This is a genomic window from Kitasatospora sp. NPDC127035 (assembly GCF_042726075.1).
Lineage (GTDB): Bacteria > Actinomycetota > Actinomycetes > Streptomycetales > Streptomycetaceae > Kitasatospora.
Genome location: NZ_JBHXDN010000002.1, coordinates 82989 through 102670 on the forward strand (window position 1 = coordinate 82989; position 19682 = coordinate 102670).

General features: G+C 69.8%; 10 protein-coding genes. 5 read left to right on the top strand and 5 right to left on the bottom strand.

What is annotated here, in order from left to right; all coding sequences use genetic code 11:
* Positions 1-33: 33 nt before the first annotated feature.
* From ACFWIC_RS01425 to ACFWIC_RS01435, 3 genes are read right to left on the bottom strand one after another with little or no spacing between them, the layout of a single operon-like run.
* A complete protein-coding gene (locus tag ACFWIC_RS01425) occupies positions 34-933 on the bottom strand; it encodes a DUF6339 family protein (protein WP_380514802.1) in 900 nt (299 codons plus the stop codon).
* Complete coding sequence (locus tag ACFWIC_RS01430) at positions 930-1907, bottom strand: hypothetical protein (protein WP_380514805.1); 978 nt, start codon at positions 1905-1907, stop codon at positions 930-932. Before ACFWIC_RS01430 ends, ACFWIC_RS01425 begins: the two co-directional genes overlap by 4 nt.
* Positions 1904-4015, bottom strand: coding sequence for a helix-turn-helix transcriptional regulator (locus ACFWIC_RS01435; protein ID WP_380515006.1), 2112 nt, complete (start codon positions 4013-4015; stop codon positions 1904-1906). Before ACFWIC_RS01435 ends, ACFWIC_RS01430 begins: the two co-directional genes overlap by 4 nt.
* A gap of 355 nt (positions 4016-4370) precedes the next feature.
* Here ACFWIC_RS01435 and ACFWIC_RS01440 point away from each other — a divergent pair, with 355 nt between their 5' ends.
* The 5 genes from ACFWIC_RS01440 to drmB all read left to right on the top strand — a co-directional run bounded on the left by ACFWIC_RS01440 (position 4371) and on the right by drmB (position 16650).
* Positions 4371-4733, top strand: coding sequence for a hypothetical protein (locus ACFWIC_RS01440; RefSeq protein WP_380514807.1), 363 nt, complete (start codon positions 4371-4373; stop codon positions 4731-4733).
* Positions 4734-4834: 101 nt separating this feature from the next.
* Positions 4835-9628, top strand: a complete 4794-nt coding sequence (locus ACFWIC_RS01445; RefSeq protein WP_380514809.1) for a DEAD/DEAH box helicase — start codon at positions 4835-4837, stop codon at positions 9626-9628.
* Positions 9625-11559, top strand: a complete 1935-nt coding sequence (locus ACFWIC_RS01450; RefSeq protein WP_380514812.1) for a UvrD-helicase domain-containing protein — start codon at positions 9625-9627, stop codon at positions 11557-11559. The genes ACFWIC_RS01445 and ACFWIC_RS01450 overlap by 4 nt, the downstream gene beginning before the upstream one ends.
* Complete coding sequence (locus tag ACFWIC_RS01455) at positions 11556-14789, top strand: helicase-related protein (protein ID WP_380514814.1); 3234 nt, start codon at positions 11556-11558, stop codon at positions 14787-14789. Before ACFWIC_RS01450 ends, ACFWIC_RS01455 begins: the two co-directional genes overlap by 4 nt.
* 4 nt (positions 14790-14793) lie before the next feature.
* On the top strand, positions 14794-16650 hold the full coding sequence (drmB, locus tag ACFWIC_RS01460) for a DrmB family protein (protein WP_380514817.1): 1857 nt from the start codon (positions 14794-14796) through the stop codon (positions 16648-16650).
* Between the two features lie 147 nt (positions 16651-16797).
* Here the strand turns inward: drmB and ACFWIC_RS01465 are convergent, their stop codons facing one another.
* Both ACFWIC_RS01465 and ACFWIC_RS01470 read right to left on the bottom strand, forming a co-directional pair.
* Positions 16798-17799 (bottom strand): class I SAM-dependent methyltransferase, encoded by a 1002-nt coding sequence (locus ACFWIC_RS01465; RefSeq protein WP_380361960.1) that lies wholly within the window; start codon positions 17797-17799, stop codon positions 16798-16800.
* 408 nt (positions 17800-18207) lie between these two features.
* Positions 18208-19665 (bottom strand): glycine hydroxymethyltransferase, encoded by a 1458-nt coding sequence (locus ACFWIC_RS01470; RefSeq protein ID WP_380361958.1) that lies wholly within the window; start codon positions 19663-19665, stop codon positions 18208-18210.
* Positions 19666-19682: the final 17 nt, after the last annotated feature.

Below are 19682 nucleotides of genomic sequence, written 5' to 3' on the forward strand. Positions count from 1 at the left end.
TCGGTCGCCGGGGGAACCGACCCGACCTACCGATCAGGAAGCCCCCTCACGGCTGCGGTCCCGCAGTGGTGCGGCCTCGGAGAACTGCTGGAACATCAGCGTCAGGTGGTCCACCGAATCGCGTCGGACCGCTTCCTCGGGCGGGCCGTCGGGCAGGCGGTCCCACGGGACGGCGGGAGCCGAGTCCGCCTCCTTGATCCATTCGACCAGCGCAGCCGGATCGACCGGGTCGTCCGGCGCGAGCACGTCGTACATCAAAGTGCTGCCGGCCACGTTCACCGCGGTGCAGAGCGCGTTCACGCGGTCACCCAGTCGAGTGACGCCCGACTCTGCGAGGCCCTTGAGAACCCTGACCATCGCCAGAGCGGTCGGTCGGTGGTCGAGTGCGTCCAGACGCAGCGCCGTATTGAGCATGTCCTGGTTTCGACAGGCGATCTCGACCGGGCGGTAGTCGTAGCCGTCCCGGAACACCTCCGCCGCCCACCAGAGTCGGGCGAAGGCCTGGCTGTAGTGCACCCCGGTGAAGCGCGGGGCACTGACCGCCCGTGGCTCCCCGTTCTTCGCCTCACCCCGTGGGAGGTGTCGCCACAACACATAGTCCGGTGCCACGACCAGCGCAAGGAAGTTCCAGAGCGCTGGGCGGGCCGCCTCGGCCCGGGTCATGCGCAGAGTCGCGTGCAACCGGGGAGCCAACCAGGCGTCTGCGTCCGTCGGTACGTCGAACCGATGTATCGCCTCGTCGAGGACCTCGCGTACGGGAGCGACGTCCCAGCGGCCGGATCCGTCCTCGAGGGCCTCGCTCGCGCGCAACAGCGCGACCTGCGGGAGTCGCTCGTGCCCTGACCGCACTGCGGTGGTGAGATGTTTGGCCGCCGCCGTCGCAGGGAGTAGCGCGAGCCGGTCGGGCGTGGCCTGGGTTCCGGGTCGGTTCATCGGCTCGGGCCTTCCTGGTTGCGAGAGACGGTGCGAACGGCTGCGGTCAGCTGCTTGGGCATCTGGGCCCGTCGGGCGGCCGCGAACTGGATCCGGGACTGGAGTTCGGCCCAGCCGTGCCCGTCGCGCCGCCGATCGTGCGCCTCCGTCAGAGCGTCGGCGACCGGCAGCCCCGGCAGGACATCGGGAAGCATCGCGCGCAACACGGCCTCCCGCCAGCCGTCGGGGAACCGAGGAACCCCGTCCTCGTCGAGCTCCAGGTCGCCGAGCGCGGCCTGGAACATCGCGGTCCACGCCTCGGCCGCCGCCTGGGCGGCCACCAGACCGGCGGTGGCCTTCTCCAACGGGCCGCGCGGAGCGTTGAGCAGTTCGGCCAGCCCTTCGAACGCCGTGTTGAGCAGAACCACCGGCAACTCGCCCGCGGTCTCGATCAGCCACGGCGACTCCTTGTACGGCCGGAGCCACTCGTGCGGGCCGTCACGGAAGTCCTCGTGCCGGATCTCGATCTCCCGCCGGCGCAGCGGGGTGCGGGCGAGGAGATCGACGAACCAGGGCTCGTCGGCCGTCCCGATGATGCGACCGTCGACCCCGTCGTAGCTCCCGACGAGGCTCACCTGCAGGGTGGCGCGCGCCGCGTGGGACGACCTGCGGACGACAACCTCACCGCGCCAGCGCCGGTCACTGCGGCTCCGGGCGAGCCGCGTAACCACCCTCGTGTTGGTGGCGCCCTCGGTCAGTACCGCAACACAGGTCACAGCCGCCCACGGGCCGTCGGCGAGCTCGTCCTCCGGCGCGGCGACCTCCAGGTCGAGCACACCTTCCTGCCAGTCGGCACGGCCGACCTGGTGAAGGGCGACGACCCGTTCGCGATCCGAGACGTAGGAGAACGGCAGGTCCTTGCCGTCGATGCTCGCCCGCCGGACGGACACGTCGATACTGCCCAGCAGGGTGGGGTAGGGGTACACGGTGCTCACTGCGAGGCCTCCCTTGCCTGCTGGACCTCGACGAGCACACCCGCCATGGCGGCGGGGACCGGGTGACTGCCGACGGCGGTGACCCCGGAGAACCTTGCGGAGCGGATCTCGGAATCCACGAGGATTCGTCCGTCGACGATCCGGCAGTTCTCGACGGCCGAGAGCTCGGCCCATCGTAGGGACGGGCGCCCGCCGGATCGCACGTCGAACTTGACGACCGGTGTCAGCTGCCACGGATCTTCACGGGGCGGGATCTTCAGGAGCACGTCGAGTGTCCAGGCACCGGAGGCGTCGACCCGCCCCCTGACCCGATCCACGACGGGGTGGCCGTCGACGCGACGAGCGACGGACGGTGACAGGTCCAGACGCAGCAGGTTCCGTAGCACCTCCGGCCCGGCGGACTCCTGGCGATCCAGCCTGCGGCCCACCAGCTCACGCAGGGCAGCGTCCATCGCCGCGTTGAACTCGGTGAGCCTCCGCGGGGCGTTGGGGTAGGTGGCGGTGAGATCCTCGGTCGTGCCCCAGCGGTCGTGCTCGGGCGGTTCGGCCGCACGCAGGAAGGCCTCCCCGGCGTGCACCGCCGCGTCGTCCTCGCCCGTCGCGAAGCCCGCCAGCAGGACGGCCTGGAACGGGTCGACACCGGGGCCGAGATTCCGGGGCGGACGAGCTGTGACGGTCATCCGAGTGCCGCGCATGCAGACGATCCGACTGTGCTTCTCGTCGGTGTCGTCGGCCGGGGTGACAAGGAGAACGGCCTGGTGGGTCAGGCCCTTGGCCCGTGCCCCGGCAGATCGCGGTGCCGGTACGTCGAGCGCGACGCGTACCGCTGCGACCTGGTCGACAGCCGTGAGCCGGTCGACGGTCTCGCCGTTGAGATAGGCCTGGAGGGCGTGGGTCAGCGACGGGCGGCGTTCCCGCGGGTCGACCCGGCGCTCGGAAAGGATCGGTTCCCCGTTCTGCAGGACACGGACCGAGGCCTCCAGCAGCGGCGGAGCGGAACGGCCCGCGGTCATGGCCGCCCAGAAGTTCTCGGCGAGCGCACCGACCAGCGAGTCCTGCATCTCGGCGAGGCGGTTGCCGTCCCTCGCCTCCGAGAGGGCGCCGTTCCCCGCGGCCGCGTCGTGCGCTCCGACGATCAGGAACGACGTCCCCGGGTCATCGCCCTCACGGGCGAGGTGCAGGTCCGCGACCGTCTTCTCGTCGGCCCACCAGGAACGGGAGACACCCTCGTGCTCCTTCTCTGTGTCCGGCTCTCCGAGCCAGGCCGGCCCGGCGTAGGCGACGCCGTCGACGGTTCGCCAGGGCAGGTCGAGGCGGCCGACCACACGACGTGCGGTGCGACCCTCGTGGGCGGCCGACAATGTGCTGTTGATCAGCACCAGTCCGAGGCGACTGGCAGCCCACAGGGTGGCCTTGCCCAGACCGTACGACCCACCTGCGCGGTCATTGCTCTTGTGGCTGTCAAGCTGACGACGGACAACGGCGGCGAACCGCCCGTCGCCGTACTCCGGGCCGGTCAGCCCCGAAGCGTTGTAGTCGTCGATGCGGAGCAGCAGGAGCGAGGTCTCGTCCCTCAGGCCCCTCAGCCCCTCGGCGACCACCCGGCCCACCTTCTGCCGGGACTGTGCCGCGGCGTCGTAGTGCGGCTCGATCTTGTCCCAATGGAGTGCGCGGAGGAAGGAATGACGGTACTCGCCGGTCAACTCGTGCAGTGTGAAGCGGACCCTGACCGGCCGGGTCGGGTCCAACCGCTCGTCCAGGCTGTTCTGGGTGGCCTCACGTGCGAGCACGGCGAGGTTGGCGTCGAAGGCGAAAGCAGCGGCATTGCCGTACTCCCGGCCGCCGTCCTGGTGGGCCGACCGGTGGTGCCACCTGATCGGTCGGACCGCACCCGTATCGGTGTCCCGGGTAACCACGGTGGCCACGTCCGTGTCCAACAGTTCCGCGATCCTCGGCATGAGCTCCGGCCGGGGATGGGCCCGGCCGGTGACCCAGGCCGAGACAGCTGCTCTGGTGAGCTCCAGCTGTTCGGCGAACTCGGCCTGCGACATCCCGCTCCGGCGCAGTTGGCGCCCCAGCCAGGTGCCGAAGTGCTCGCTGTCCTCCATGTGCTCCACTTCCGTTTCCTTCAGGACACCGCCCCCGCGGCAGCCCGCGGAACAACAGTAGCACCGACGATTGACACTGCGGGATGCGTCAAACAGGCTTTGACATGAGCCGCCGGTCTCAGCGCCAGCAGTCGTCGATTCCGAGAAATCACGAAACCCCTGACGCCGACCGACGGACTGTGCCACTATGGCGCCGCGATCTTCCTCGACCCGGCCGACGGCCGGGTCGAGGGTTGAAAGCAGGGGGGTGGGGAGGATAGGCTCCGTCCTGTCGGGTGAGCCTCAACTCCCCCTTCAGAAACGCCTGTTGCTTGAACAGCGGCACCCGTGCGTCCACATATCGGAGGGGAACGTCTTGTCCTACAGCACCCGGATCGCCCGCCACATCCAGCGCTATGACGCACTGCCCGATTGCCGGGCCCGCGCCGACTACCTGGCCCGGCACGGCCTCCTCCTCCACGACCTGGACTACGGAAGGCAGTTCCTCCTGGAGCGGCGTGCCTCGATGGAAGCGGTCACCAGTACCACGGACGTTCCCGGCCACCTCCGTCCCCGCCGGATCCACCGCCGTTCTCGGATGCAGCGGCGCCGTCGGACCACCGCCGCGCGCGTCGGCACCGGTAGGACCCAGGGGCTCCCGTCCGTCCGGACGCATTGGGCGTACCAGAGGTCCTCCCGCACTTTCGTGCTGACCCTCACGATCCGGTTCCGGGGCTGAACTTCCCCTCCCCTCTGCCCCACCCCGGGGGTGCCGGCCTGCCGTGCGCCGGCACCCCCGCCCATCGTGCTCGTTCGGATCTTCCCGAGAACAGGTGCTCCATGAGTGACCGGCAGTTTGCCGAGCCCGCCCTCTCCCCCGTCATCGCCACCGTGCTGCGACAGTCGTCAGTCGTCCTCCAGACCTACAAGGTGGACCCGGGCCTCGTCCAGGAACACGCGAACGGCGAACGGCGCATCACCCAGGGCGGCTACGGGGACCGTCAACTCTTCGAGCTCGTCCAGAACGGCGCCGACGAGATCGCGGCGGCCCCGGGCGGGAAGCTGCACGTCGTACTGACGGACACCCACCTCTACTGTGCCAACGAGGGCACGCCGGTCACTCCCCAGGGAGCCGAGACCATTCTGCGGATGAGCGTCTCGCGCAAACGGGGCGGCCAGATCGGCCGCTTCGGCGTCGGGGTCAAGTCGGTCCTGTCGGTCAGCGACACCCCCCAGTTCTTCAGCACCAGTGGCAGCTTCGGTTTCGACCGCGACTGGTCCGCCGGCGAGATCGCGGCTGCGTTGGGCGGTCAGGGTCCGTCGGACACGGAGACGCCGGTCCTGCGCATGGCCCGGCCGCTCGACGAGGAGCAGGAGCGCGCCGACGACAGCGTCCTGGACAGTCTCCTCAAGTGGGCGAGCACCGTCGTGCGGCTTCCCCTTCTGCCGGGTGCCGCAGAACGCCTCGGTCACGACATCAACGGCCACAAGTACCGCGACGGACGCACGATCAGCCCCTTCCCGTCCCGGTTCCAGCTGTTCTCCTCCCACGTCGGCCAGGTACTGCTGCTCGACCACCGGACCATGCCGCCGGTCCGCCGGGAGATCTCGGTCGAGAGCAGGGGTGTCCGTCGCACGCTGAAGGAACTGGCGCGAGGAGCGAAGCCGACGGTCGAGGAGTGGAAGGTCTTCACCGCCCCGCACAGTCCCACGGCGGACGTCCGCGACAGCGCGGGCGAACTGCAGTACCGTCCGGTCCTCGACATCTCCTGGGCGGTTCCGGAGTACGTGGTCAAGAACGGACTGCACACCGTTCCCATGGGGAAGGGCGAGTTCTGGGCCTTCTTCCCCACCAAGTACGAGGTCTCTCTCACCGGCATCCTGAACGCACCGTGGAAGACGAACGAGGACCGTCAGCACCTGCTGGACGGCAACGCATTCAACCTGGAACTGCTCCGGGCTGCGGCCGAACTCGTCGTGGACACCGTCCCGGCGCTGGTCCCGGCGGAGGATCCCGCTGCCTACCTTCCGCTGCTTCCGGGCCGCACCAAGGAGTCCCTGAACTGGGCCGACGACTACCTGCTCCGGCAGGTCTGGTCGCTCGCGGCCCGGAGGCCCTCGTTGCCCGACCAGAACGGCGAGTTGCAGGTCCCGGCCGACCTGAACATCACACCGGCCGCGCTGGAGAAGGACTGGGTGCGGATCTGGTCCGAATATCCGGGCCGTCCCACGAACTGGGTCCACTCCTCGGTCGACGCCGCCGACAACGCCCTGCGCCGCGGCAAGATGAACTGGATCCTGGACGCCGCCGGGAAGAAGCCCGAGGACGTCAGGACCTGGTTGGAGGCGTTGGTCGCCGACGGAACCCCCGAGGCCTCCTGCCATGCCATCGAGATCCTCTCCTCGATGGTCGTCACCGACCAGTCCCGCCGGCTGTCCCGGGACTCCGAGATCACCGCCGACGCCCGCAAGGCACGGATCGTCCTGACCGAGGAACACGGCATGGTGGCCCCGGTGGCGGGCGAGATCTTCCACCGGACGTCGGACGACGCCCTGCGGGACGACATGGTCTACATCGACCCCCGTATTTCCGGGCGCAACGACATGGCCCGGCACCTGCACAACATCGGTATCCGGGTCGCCGACGCACAAGGGCGGTTCGAAGGTGTGCTCGACCAGGGCTTCGAGCACTACAACGCCCAGGACTGGACCAACTTCTGGGTGCTGTTGCGCAGCGCGGGCGGCAATGCCCAGATCAACCGCATTCGCGCAAAGGTCGCAAAGCCGCTGGAGACACTGCACGTCCGCACCGTCGACGGCCGCTTCCGTCCGATGCGCGGCTGTCTCCTGCCGGGGCCGGTGGTCCCCGACGACGGAAGCCGCGACCGGTCGATCGCCGTGGACACGGACTTCCACGCCGGCGATCGGTCCGTCTTCCGGGACCTCGGCCTGTCCGACCGTCCGACACCGAGTCACCGTCCGGATGCCGAACCCTGGTTCGACGAGTACCGGCAGGTCGTGCACGAGCACTACCTGCGCACGCTGCCGGCGGACGCCCCCCGCCCCAGCCCGTCCCGACTGACCGTCGAGGGCGCTCCGACTGCGGGGCCGCTGCACCTGCTGAAGGAGCTGTCGGACGAGGGTCGTGCGGGATTCGTGGCGGCCCTTCCCGACCTGGGGATCGTCCAGCAGTGGACCAGCCAGTACGGTGCCCAGTCGGCGACCCGCAAGGCGGTGGTCTCCCCATTGCGCTGGATGATCAACCGATACGGTCGGGTCAACACCTCCCTCGGCCTGACCAGGATCGCCGAGGCGGTCGGCCCGCAGCTCAAGGAGTACGCGGGCGTCCTGCCTGTCGCGAGCATCCCCGCCGAGACCGCGCACAGGCTCGGTATGCCCACCACTGCCGACGCGGTTCCCGCAGCGCGTTGGGGCAAACTGCTCGACCGGGTACTGGAGAGCGAGGACGACGCATTCATCGGCCGTACCTACGCACTGCTGCTCCGGGTCGGTTTCGACTTCCCCGACGACGTGCTGACACGTTGCCGCATCGGAAACACGTGGGACACCCGCCCCGACGGCAAGATCGCCGTGGCGACCGACGAGACCTCCTTCAAGGAGCTGGTGCGCGAGCAGCTGCCCGCACTCCTGGTCGCCGACAGGACGGACGCGGCCACCGCCAAGGCGATGGTCGAGGAATGGGGCATGCTGAAGGTCTCCGACGTCATCAGCAAGGAGGTCCGGTCGGTCAAGACCGGCCCGGCCGTCTCCCTGCTCGACGAGTTCACCACCGTGCGTGCCCGGATCGGCAACGCCGGGAACAGTCTCAAGATCCAACGCTGCTCGGAGCTCGACCATGCGATCCGGACGGAGAAGGGACTCACGTCGACCCCGCTGGAGTACGCCCGCAAGGGCAACACCCTCCTGGTGCGGGACAACCTCGACCGGCTGCAGGTGTTGACGGCCGCCGACGCCGAGTTCAAGTGGAACTTCGGCGCGGACGGCTGCCGGCAGGCACTCGAACTGCAGGTCCGGCAGGAACAGGACCAGCAGCTCCAGGCTCGTCTGCGTGCCGTGCGCGAGGTCGAGAGCGTCATCGACAAAATCGCTCTGCTCATCGGTGCGGAAGCGCTCACCCGGGGCCTCCCCCCGGGCCTGATGGAGAGCGAGCGCGACGAACGGGGCGAGGAACCGACCGAACGCCGGGTCGCGGAGATGGCCTTCAACTCGCACGGCGAGTCGATCCTCTCCGAACACGCACGGGACCTCTCGCTGGAGTTCCCCGCCCGCGCCCCCAGTGCTTTCAACGGTAGCGACAAGGCCCGCCGATTCGTCGCCGACCTGGGGTTCCCGGACTCCTTCGCCGGTGCCCGTGCGCCGTCGCTCGACCCGCGTCTGGAGGTCGACGGCCCGTCCGAGTTCCCGTCCCTGCACGCGTACCAGGAACAGTTGGCACAGGCGCTGCTCGCCCTTCTGGCAAGCCCGACGCCGCGGCGTGGCATGCTCAGCCTGCCGACCGGGGCGGGCAAGACCCGTGTGACGGCAGAGGGCGTGATCCGCTGGATCCGCGACGTCGAGTCCCGGCCGGGGCCCGTACTGTGGATCGCCCAGACCGAGGAGTTGTGCGAGCAGGCGGTGCAGAGCTGGAGGTTCGTCTGGTCGAAGGTCGGCCCGGAACGACCGCTGGTCGTCAGCCGCCTGTGGTCCTCCAACTCCGCCACGCCCGTCGACGACCGTGTCCACCTCGTCGTGGCAACGGACGCGAAGCTCGCCGAATGCCTGGGTACGGACGACTACGCCTGGCTGCGCGACGACACCTCGCTGGTCGTCGTCGACGAGGCCCACACCGCCATCTCGCCCCGGTACACGCGGCTGCTCGAACTGCTGGAGCTGACGCACCACCGCACCGGCAGGCACCTGATCGGGCTCACCGCCACGCCCTACCGCAACGACGAGGAGCTGACCCGACGCCTGGTACAGCGATTCGGGAACCGTCTCGACACCGGGGTGTTCGACGGCGACCTGGCCGAAGCGATCAAGCAGCTCCAGCACATCGGGGTTCTGGCCCAGGTGCGACACCGGGAGCTGGCCGGGGGAACGATCTCCCTCAACCCGGACGAGCTGAAGCGGTCCGAGAGGTTCGCGACCTTGCCGAAGGGCGCCGAGCAACGATTGGCCGACGACCACGAACGCAACCAGCGAATCATCGAAGAGATCGCAGACATGCCGTCCGAGTGGCCGGTCCTGGTCTTCGCCACCTCGGTGGCGCATGCCAAGTTCCTCGCCGCGAAGCTGAGCGACCGCGGGATCTCCGCCACAGCCATCGACTCCACCACTCCTGTCGCGGACCGTCGCCAGCGGATCGACGCGTTCCGAAAGGGGAGGATCCAGGTGATCACCAACTACGGTGTCCTCACCCAGGGCTTCGACGCCCCGGCCACCCGTGCCGTGGTCGTGGCCCGACCGACCTACAGCCAGCACGTCTACCAGCAGATGATCGGACGCGGTCTGCGCGGCCCCAAGAACGGCGGCAAGGAGACCTGCCTGATCCTCAACGTCCGCGACAACATCACCAACTACGGCGAGCGCCTCGCCTTCACCGACTTCGAGTACCTCTGGGGGGAGGAGAAGTGACGTCGCCCGTCCGCGGGGACCACCCGCTGACAGCCGAGCAGCAGGCCGTGGTGGACCGGCCGTGGGACGCCCGCGTACTCGTGACGGCGGGGGCCGGCGCCGGCAAGACCCACACCCTCGTACGACGTCTCGACGCCTTGGTGGAACGGGAGGAGCTGGAAGCCGGCGAGATCCTGGTCCTGAGTTTCTCGCGGGCCGCGGTAAGCGAGTTGGCGGAGCGGATCGAGCGGCACGCCTCGGCCGCACAGCGGATCCGGGTCCAGACCTTCGACGCGTGGGCGGCGTCCCTGCTGAAACGGGCCTACCCGGACACCGATTGGGCCTCGATGTCCTTCGACCACCGCATCGAGGCTGCCACGGAGGCGATCGACCGGGGTGCCGTCGAGGTCGGCGACCACGGTGTGCCCGCCCACGTCGTCATCGACGAGGTCCAGGACCTCGTCGGTGTCCGCCGGGAAATGGTGGAGGCACTGCTCGACCGCTTCCAGGACAACTGCGGGTTCACGGTGGTCGGAGACTCCGCCCAGGCGGTCTACGGCTTCCAGGTCTCCGACCCCGACACGCGCGCCGAGGAGACGGACCGCTTTCTGGACTGGGTCCGGGCAAGTTTCGGGGACGACCTGGACGAGTTGCACCTCGGCGACAACTTCCGTGCCCGGACGGACGAGGTCAGGATCGCCCTTCCGTTCGGGGCTCAGCTCCAGCGTCTGCCCCGCGACCCGGGTCCGGCCGCCGCGGAGGCCGAACGGATCCACGGAGAGCTGCGCTCCCTCCTGCTCGCCACGCCGAACTTCGGCAGCCTCGACTCGGAGTTCGTGCAGGCCGCCCTGCGGGACTTCCCGGGGAGCACCGCGGTCCTGTGTCGGGACAACGGGCAAGCGTTGACTATCTCCGGCCGGCTGTCGGAGGCCGAAGTGCCGCACGTGTTGCAGCGGTCCGCGCGCGAGCGCTCGGCGCCGTCCTGGGTCGCCGAACTGCTGGCGGCCACCAACACCTCGACGCTCCGGCAGGACCGGTTCGTGGAGCTGCTGGCCGAGATCGAGCTGCCGGCCGGTAGCAGCCCCGAGATGCTGTGGCGGGCGGTCCGCAAGGTCGCGCGGGGCACCCGCGGGGCAGCGGACGTCGCCGCGCTGCACCGCGCCCTGGCCGAGCGGCGACTTCCGGACGAGCTCACCGCCCCGCAGCCTGCATCGCTCGTGATCTCGACCGTCCACCGGGCGAAGGGCCTCGAGTTCGACCGGGTCCTGGTCGTCGAACCTCGGGTTCTCAAGGAGCCGCGGCGTGTCGAGAGGAAGAAGTACGACTACGACCCCGCCGCCGAGGCCCGCCTCCTGTACGTCGCCATGACACGTGCCCGGGACGACCTGTACGTCCTGGACGCCCCCAGCACGTGGCAGGTCCGCAAGGACCGGCGGCTCGACCGTTGGTATCTGGGAGGGCGGAGCACCTGGGCGCGCAACGGAATCGAACTTTTGGGCGAGGACGTCTCGCACGAGTCGCCGCCCGGGAGCACCGACCTGCACGAGAGCCCTTCCGAGCTGTTGGAGCATCTGCGGGCCGGGGTCACCCCAGGAGCGCCGGCGGAGCTGGAGCTCCTGCACGGCATCCCGGTCGCCGCCGACCAGTCGCCCCCGTACGCGGTGTCCGTCGCGGGACGACGGACCGGCGTCGTGTCACAGCGATTCCGCACGGACCTGCACCGCATGCTTCGGCGCAACGCGCGCACCGAGGTCGCGAACTGGCCACCGCTGATCACAGGCCTGCGGGTCGACTCCGTCGAGAGCGTGGCCGGCGACGGAGCCGTGAGCGAGCGGGCCGGCCTCGGCGACCGAGGTGTGTGGCTGGCCCCGCGCCTCTGCGGTCTCGGGCGGTTCCGTTGGTACGACGAGCAGGGATCGAAGACCGAAGAGAGCGAGAGGAACGCGGTATGACCGACTCGACGCACAGTGCCCACTACAGGATGTGCGACTCTCTGCTCGACGCGCTTCGCGCCGACCTGCTCGGCCCAGTGGGTGGCGAGGGCGAGGTGCTCACCGACGATGCGCCGATCACCGTGTATCCGGTCGGGGTACTGTTCCCACGCACGCGGACCGACGAGTCCCACCCGGAGCCGGGGGACCTGGAGGCAGTGCGCGACGGGCTCGACTCCACACCGCTTCCGACACGCCGGGACGTCGAGGAGTCGACCGGGGACCTCGGTGTCTCGCTCGCCAATGTTCGGATGCCCTCGTCCATCGGCCTCACCCTCGCCGTCGATCCCTCAGTCTCGCACTACATCCGTTTCACCGTCCGCGCCGCCGTCTACGTCCCGGAGGACGCGCAGGGGAAGGCTGTGCCTGCCAAGCGGACACAGGCCCGCACGACCGACGCCCAACAGGAGAACTGGCGGCGCGTCGCCCTTCACCCCGAGCCTGTGGACGTCGATGTGTCACGGCCGGGGGTCCTCCCCCCGATCGTCCTGCACCCCGGTCTTGAGCTGCGTGTTCTGGTCCGACCTGCCTCGGGCCCGGGTGGAACCGTGACGGTGACCGCCACAGTGATGAACAGTCTGGAGATCGGTCAGTACGACCTGCGTGACGCCCACTGCTTCTACCAGCCGGTGCTGGAGGTGACCGGCGGGCAGGAGGGAACCGCACCGTTCGTCGAGCGTCGGGCCGTCCTCGGGGCGGTCGACTCCGAACATGCGCTCAGCCGCCTGCTGTACCGCCACGCACCGAGCTTCGCAACCGGACACGGCTGCGCGGCCCAGTGGAACTGGTCCCCCCCGCCGGCCGGTGAACCTTCGACGGGACCTGCGGCCGTGGGTGCGGTGCGCACCGAGTTCGTCCCCGCCCACGAGGTCCTGCTGACGGAGTCGAATCCGCGGATCGACGCCGGGGCACTGACCATGCAAGGCCTCGGCACAGCCGCGGCCGAGGAGATCGTGGCAGCGCTGCGCCGGTTGCTCTCCGGGTACGAGCAGTGGATCGACGGCCAGGAGCAGCAGGCCCGGTCGGCGGAGCTCGGAGAACATCGGGAGGTCGCTGCCGAACAGGTGGAGCGCTGCCGGAGGGCCCTGCGCCGTATGCACGCCGGTGTCGATCTCCTGACGGACCGGGAACAGCCCGAGATCCTGAAGGCATTCCGGCTGGCCAACCTCGCGATGGCCGACCAGCGGGCCCGTACCGCCTGGATCAAGGGGGGTCGGGCAGGTTCTCCGGATCCGACGGCAGGCCGGTGGCGACCGTTCCAGATCTCCTTCGTCCTTCTCTGTCTGGAGGGGATCGTCGACCCCGAACACGAGGACCGGGGCATCGCCGATCTGCTGTGGTTCCCCACCGGTGGTGGCAAGACGGAGGCCTACCTCGGGCTGATCGCCTTCACCACGTTCCTCCGCAGGCTCCGTGACGGAGCGAACGGCGCGGGCGTGACGGTGCTGATGCGCTACACCCTGCGCCTGCTGACCCTGCAACAGTTCGAGCGGGCCGCAGCGCTCATCTGCGCCATGGAGAGGCTCAGGTCGGCGGACAGCGCCGCCCTGGGCACCGAAGAGATCTCCATCGGTATGTGGGTGGGACGCTCCGCGACGCCCAACACCTTGGACGTCGCCGCGGAGAAGCTGGCCGAGCTGGCGGCGAACCCGCACCGGTCCGTGCAGACCGAGAACCCCGTCCAGCTGCGGAACTGCCCGTGGTGCGGGGAGTCGCTCGTGGCACGCGACTACGCCGTCGACGAGGAGGCCGAACGGATGACCATCCGCTGCCCCTCGACGGCCTGCGAGTTCAGGTCCGGGCTGCCGGTGCACCTGGTGGACCAGGCCGTCTATCGGGCCCGCCCGACCCTGGTGATCGCCACCGTCGACAAGTTCGCGTCCATGCCCTGGCGCCCCAGGTCTGCGGCACTCTTCAACCGCGACCGATCCGACCACACGCGGCCGCCGGACCTGATCGTCCAGGACGAGCTCCATCTGATCTCCGGACCTCTGGGCAGCCTGACCGGACTGTACGAGACCGCCGTGGACACCCTGGCGAGCCGACCGAAAGTCATCGCTTCGACCGCCACCATCCGACGGGCGGACGAACAGGGCGCACGTCTTTTCGCGCGTGCGGTCGAGCAGTTCCCGCCCGCCGGGCTGGACGCCCGCGACTCCTGGTTCGCCGTCGAGACGCCGGCCGAACAGAAGGCGGCTCGGCGCTATGTCGGACTTCTGACCTCCAGCACCAGTCAGTCGACACTGCTGATCCGCGTCTACGCCGCCCTGCTGCACCGCGCGGCCGCGGACGACACACCGCCGGAGGTGAGGGATGCCTACTGGACACTGGTCGGCTACTTCAACAGTCTCCGTCTGCTGTCCGCAGCGGAGCTCCAGGTCCTCGACGACGTGCAGGACCGCCTGGAGTACGTCGCGGCCCGCGAGGGCCTGAAACCCCGTGCCGTCAACAGCATGACGGAACTGAGCAGCCGGGCGAACGCGAGCGACATTTCCCGACGGCTGAAGGAGGTCGAGCGCGCGCTTCCCCTGGACGACGTGCTCGACGTCCTGCTGGCCACCAACATGATCTCGGTGGGTGTGGACATCGACCGACTCGGTCTGATGGCGGTCATGGGCCAGCCCCAGACCACCGCCGAATACATCCAGGCAACGAGCCGGGTCGGTCGACGCCACCCGGGGTTCGTTGCCGTCATGCTGAACTCGTCACGTTCCAGGGATCGTTCGCACTACGAGGACTTCCACCACTTCCACTCGGCGCTGTACCGGGAGGTGGAGTCGAGCAGCGTCACACCCTTCTCGGCCCGCGCTCGGGACCGCGGCATGCACGCCGTGGTGGTGGCACTCGCCCGCCTGATGCTGCCGGGGGCGCGGGAGAACGACCGGGCCTCCCGGATCGAGGACTTCCTCCCCGACCTGAAGGGACTCGTCCGACCGGCGGTGCTCGACCGCGTCGCACGGGTCGAACCGCACGAACTCGACGCGACCGCCAGGGCCTTCGACCACTTCGTCGAACAGTGGCGGGACGTGGCCCACTTCGAGCCGAACCTCGTCTACGAAGCAGCCCGCGGCAGCCGGAATCCGGCTCTGCTGAGCAGCTACGACGACGAGAGCCGCAATGCGACAGGTTGGCCCACCTTGTGGAGCCTGCGTGACGTAGACGCCTCGTCCACCTTCTTCGAGGAGCGCTGAACCCGTGAGCCCTTTGCCGCCCCGAACCCGTCGTCGAGGACCCCTGTCCGCGCCCGTGCGTGCCGCGCGTCGGCTCGGTGAGATCCGACGGAGCCAACTGGTCACCACCTACGGTGTGGGCGCCATGATCGCGGTCGAGAACGAGTCGTTCATGATCCGGGGCATCGACTCGTGGGACACCTCCGAGGCCGTCACAGTGCTGGAGCCGAGGCTGGCCCGGCAACTGGGTGTCAACGAGTTCCGCCTGCCGCCGGCGCCCGACCCCGAACGGGCGAAGGACGGCGTGCGGGCCACTCGGTTCCCGCTCATGTACTCGTGTCCGCAGTGCGGCGCGCTGGACACCTTTCGCAAATTCAACTCCCCTGCGGGCAAGGCAGAATGCTCCACGTGCCAGGAGGACCTGGTGCCGTCCCGCTTTGTCGTCGCGTGCGAGAACGGACACCTGGACGACTTCCCCTATTGGCAGTGGGTCCACCGCGGAGCCGCGCGCGCGGCGGGCACCTCCTGCGGCGGAACGCTGTCCCTGCGGACGGAGGGTTCCACGGCTTCGCTCCGAGCTGTGGTGGTCGGATGCAGCTGCGGAGTCAAGGCGTCCATGGAAGGCGCCTTCCGCCGGCAGACACTCAAGGAATTGGGCATCCGCTGCTCCGGCCGACTCCCTTGGCTGAAGGACGAGGAGGCCGAGACGTGCGGCCTCCGACCACGTACCCTCCAGCGAGGTTCGTCCTCCGTCTGGTTCCCGGTCATGCACTCCGCCCTGTCGATCCCTCCGTGGAGCGAGGGGCTCGCCAAACTCGTCTCCCGCTACTACGACAAGCTCAAGGACTCCGACGCCGACGAGATCCGCGCCTATCTGCGTGTCGAGAAGATCCTGCGGAACCACCCCGAGTACACACCGGACCAGGTCGTCGACGTGATCGAACAGTGGCGAGCGCACCAGCCCCCGGACGAAGGAGCGGGCGAGGCCGGAGAGCAGGGCCGGCGCAACCTGCGGGCGAAGCTCTACCGCGACGAGTACGACACTCTGTGCCGAACGTATCCCGAGCAGGACGACGCCGGCAGCCAGGACTTCGTCTGTGAGCCTCCGGCCGCACCTGTCCTTCCGCTCGCCGACTCGTTCGGCATCGAGCAGGTCATGCTGGTCAAACGACTGCGGGAGGTGCGCGCCCTGCAATCGTTCACCCGAGTGGAGGAGCCCAGTGCGGCCGATGCCCCCGTTCGACGGGCACGGATCTCACGCACCCCGCAGAACTGGCTGCCCGCCGTCGAGGTGAGCGGCGAGGGAGTCTTCCTCCGGCTCGACGAGGAACGGCTCCGCTCCTGGGAGCAGCAATCGGGACCGGCAACCCGAGCGAGGAAAATCCGCGAGAACCACGACCGGCTTCTCCGCGAGCGTGCCGGCACCACCATCGGTTCCGTTCCCCGCTCCCCCGCCACGCCCCGCTACCTGCTGCTGCACTCGCTCGCTCACGTACTGATCAACGAATGGAGCCTGGACGGCGGCTACCCGACGGCCGCACTTCGCGAACGGCTCTACGTCGACGAGGACATGGCAGGGGTACTGATCTACACGGCTACGAGCGACTCGGCCGGGAGCCTCGGCGGAATCGTTGCCCAAGGAGAGCCGGACCGTCTCGCCGGTGGCCTCCGCACGGCCCTGCACCGTGCGAGTTGGTGCTCGAACGACCCTCTGTGCACGGAGGCCGAGGCAAGTGGGGCGGACAGCCTCAACCTGGCCGCCTGTCACGCCTGTCTCCTGCTTCCGGAGACGAGTTGCGAGAACAACAACATCCTGCTCGACCGTACAGCCCTGGGCGGCACCCCGGACGGTCTGCTCGAAGGTTTCTTCCTCGTGCCGTAATCGCGCCGCACGCGGGTACGCCCCGAACCTCGCCCCCGAACGGGCCGGCGAAGCGCCGGCCGGGATTCTTTCCGGCCGGCGCTTTCGCGCTCCGCTGTGCGGGGGGCGCCGGGTTCGTCGGGGTGGTCCTGCGGCGGAGTGCGGCGGTCAGCCGCGGCGGGCGCGGCGGATGGCGGAGGTGACGACCGGCGGGAGGAGGTCGCCCGCGACGCGCTTGGCCACGTTGGCCGGGCGGCGGCGTTCGGCGGCGAGGGCCCGGCGTTCGGTCAGGTCCAGCACGGCCGCCCGGCGCTCCAGTTCCGCCTCGTGGAGGGCCTGGTGCGCGGCCCGTTCGGCCTCGCGGCGTTCGGCCTCGACGGTGAGTCGGGCGTGGTGGCGCGAGACCGGGGACGGGGCGGCGCCCTCCGCGCTGCCGCCTATCCGCACCAGCCGGTGCCCGGCGAGCGCCTCGCTGGTGATGGCGCAGTGCGGGAGGGTGCCGCGCCGGGCGAGCAGGTCGAGCCGGGCGGGCTCCGGGTCGCCCCAGGTGCCGTAGAACTTGCTGTCGGTGAGCACGATCGGCTTGAGGCCGTGGTTGAACAGGGCCTCCCAGGTGGCGGCCGCGACGCCGGGGGTGTGCGCCGAGCGGTAGTCGTCGACGGCCACCACCCCTTGCGGGGCCAGCGCCGTACGGGCCACGTCGAGGTCGGAGGCCGCGTGCTCGTAGAGGTGCGAGGCGTCGATGTGGACGAAGCGGAAGGTGCCGGCCGGGAGGCGGCCGCCGGCCAGCACGGAGGTGGACGCCTGGACGATCTCCGGCAGCCTGTCGTGGAAGGACAGGTAGTTGGTCTCGAACGCGGTCCGGGTGAGCGACCGCCGGTAGGACATGTCCATCTCGGCGGCGTTCTCGACGTCCGGGGCGTCCGAATCGAAGAGGTCACAGACCGTGAACGTCTCGCCGGGTTGCAGGTGGGAGCCGATCACGATCGCGCTGCGCCCCAGGTAGGCGCCCATTTCCAGCAGGTCGCCGGTGAGACCTGCGGCTTCCTGCCGGCCGAGGAACCACTCGAAGAGATGACGGTCATGGTCCCAGAACCAGCCGGGGACGTCGTCGAGCACGGCGGGCTCGGTGAGCGGGTGCTGCTCGGTGCCGAGTGCGGTGTCGGTCACGAGGTGGCTCCTTACACGGTACGACCGACCGTCGGCCGCTCCCCGTCTCCGGGCGCGCTGCTGCCGGTCGGTGACGGGTCTCCGCCGGTTCACCGCCCGGGACGGACGGCGGACCGGGCGCGCGAACGCGGCTCAACCTGCCGCAAACGGTAGCCCCGGTACCCGAGCTCGCTGCAATCTACCGGTCACCGAACGGAGTTGGAGAGAGCCCGGAGCAAAGTATTTCGCCGCCCGGCGATTCTGTGGAAGGACCTGATCGGAGATGTTCGGGGGGCGGAGGAGCGTTCATCCATACTGCCGCCCAGGTGTCCGATTTGTCATCATCACGGAGATGATCTCCGCCCGCGGCGCCAGGGGCGGGGTGCGGCGGCGGGGTGCGGGGGTCGCCCCCGCACCCCGCGGGGGCGACTACGCCAGGTCGACGCCCGGGTAGAGCGGGAAGCCGGCGAGGAGGTCGGCGGCGCGCTTGGCGATGCCGTCGGCGACGGCGGGGTCCAGGACGTACTGGGCCTTGGAGGGGGCGCCCGCGGCGGTGGTGGCCGGGGTGGTCGACCGCAGCACGGTGTCGATCAGGGCGGCGATCTCGTCCATCTCGGCGACACCCAGGCCGCGCGTGGTGAGCGCGGGCGTGCCGATCCGGACGCCGGAGGTGTACCAGGCGCCGTTCGGGTCCTGCGGAACGGAGTTGCGGTTGGTGACGATGCCGGAGTCGAGGAGCGCCGCCTCGGCCTGGCGGCCCGTCAGGCCGTGGCCGGAGACGTCGGCGAGGACGAGGTGGTTGTCGGTGCCGCCGGTGACCAGCGTGCCGCCGCGCCGCAGCAGGCCCTCGGCGAGCGCCTGGGCGTTGTCGACGACCTGGCGGGCGTAGGTCCGGAACTCCGGGCGGCGGGCCTCGGCGAACGCGACCGCCTTGGCCGCCATGACGTGCGAGAGCGGGCCGCCGAGGACCAGCGGGCAGCCGCGGTCGACGTGCTCGGCCAGCTCGGCGGTGCAGAGCACCATGCCGCCGCGCGGGCCCCGCAGCGACTTGTGGGTGGTGGTGGTGACGATCTGGGCGTGCGGGACCGGGTCGTGGTCGCCGGTGAGCACCTTGCCCGCGACCAGGCCGGCGAAGTGCGCCATGTCGACCATCAGGGTCGCGCCGACCTCGTCCGCGATCTCGCGCATCACGCGGAAGTTGACCAGCCGCGGGTAGGCGGAGTAGCCCGCCACCAGGATCAGCGGGCGGAACTCGCGGGCGGTGGCGCGCAGCGCGTCGTAGTCGATCAGGCCGGTGACCGGGTCGGTGCCGTAGCTGCGCTGGTCGAACATCTTGCCGGAGATGTTGGGGCGGAAGCCGTGGGTGAGGTGACCGCCGGTGTCCAGGGACATGCCGAGCATCCGCTGGTTGCCGAGCTCCTGGCGCAGCAGGGCCCAGTCCTGCTCGGTGAGGTCGTTGACGTTGCGGACCCGGGCACGCCGGAGGGCGGGGCTCTCCACCCGCTGGGAGAGGACGGCCCAGAACGCGGTCAGGTTGGCGTCGATGCCCGAGTGCGGCTGGACGTAGGCGTGCTCGGCGCCGAACAGGGCGCGGGCGTGCTCGGCGGCGATGCTCTCGACGGTGTCGACGTTGCGGCAGCCCGCGTAGAAACGCCGGCCGACCGTGCCCTCGGCGTACTTGTCGCTGAGCCAGTTGCCCATCGCGAGCAGGACGGCCGGGGAGGCGTAGTTCTCGCTGGCGATGAGCTTGAGCGAGGCGCGCTGGTCGTCGATCTCCTGGCCGACGGCGGCGGCGATCCGCGGTTCGACCTCGCGGACGACGTCGAGGGCCGATCGGAACGCCGTGTTGGCGGAGGGGGTGGCGGCCGTGTGGGGCTGCTGGGCCATGACGGTCTCCTGGAAGG

What these genes read in the sequence shown, in the direction of transcription:
- ACFWIC_RS01425 (WP_380514802.1), bottom strand. Translation starts at nt 933, where the DNA reads ATGAACCGACCCGGAACCCAGGCCACGCCCGACCGGCTCGCGCTACTC.
- ACFWIC_RS01435 (WP_380515006.1), bottom strand. Translation starts at nt 4,015, where the DNA reads ATGGAGGACAGCGAGCACTTCGGCACCTGGCTGGGGCGCCAACTGCGC.
- ACFWIC_RS01445 (WP_380514809.1), top strand. Translation starts at nt 4,835, where the DNA reads ATGAGTGACCGGCAGTTTGCCGAGCCCGCCCTCTCCCCCGTCATCGCC.
- ACFWIC_RS01455 (WP_380514814.1), top strand. Translation starts at nt 11,556, where the DNA reads ATGACCGACTCGACGCACAGTGCCCACTACAGGATGTGCGACTCTCTG.
- ACFWIC_RS01470 (WP_380361958.1), bottom strand. Translation starts at nt 19,665, where the DNA reads ATGGCCCAGCAGCCCCACACGGCCGCCACCCCCTCCGCCAACACGGCG.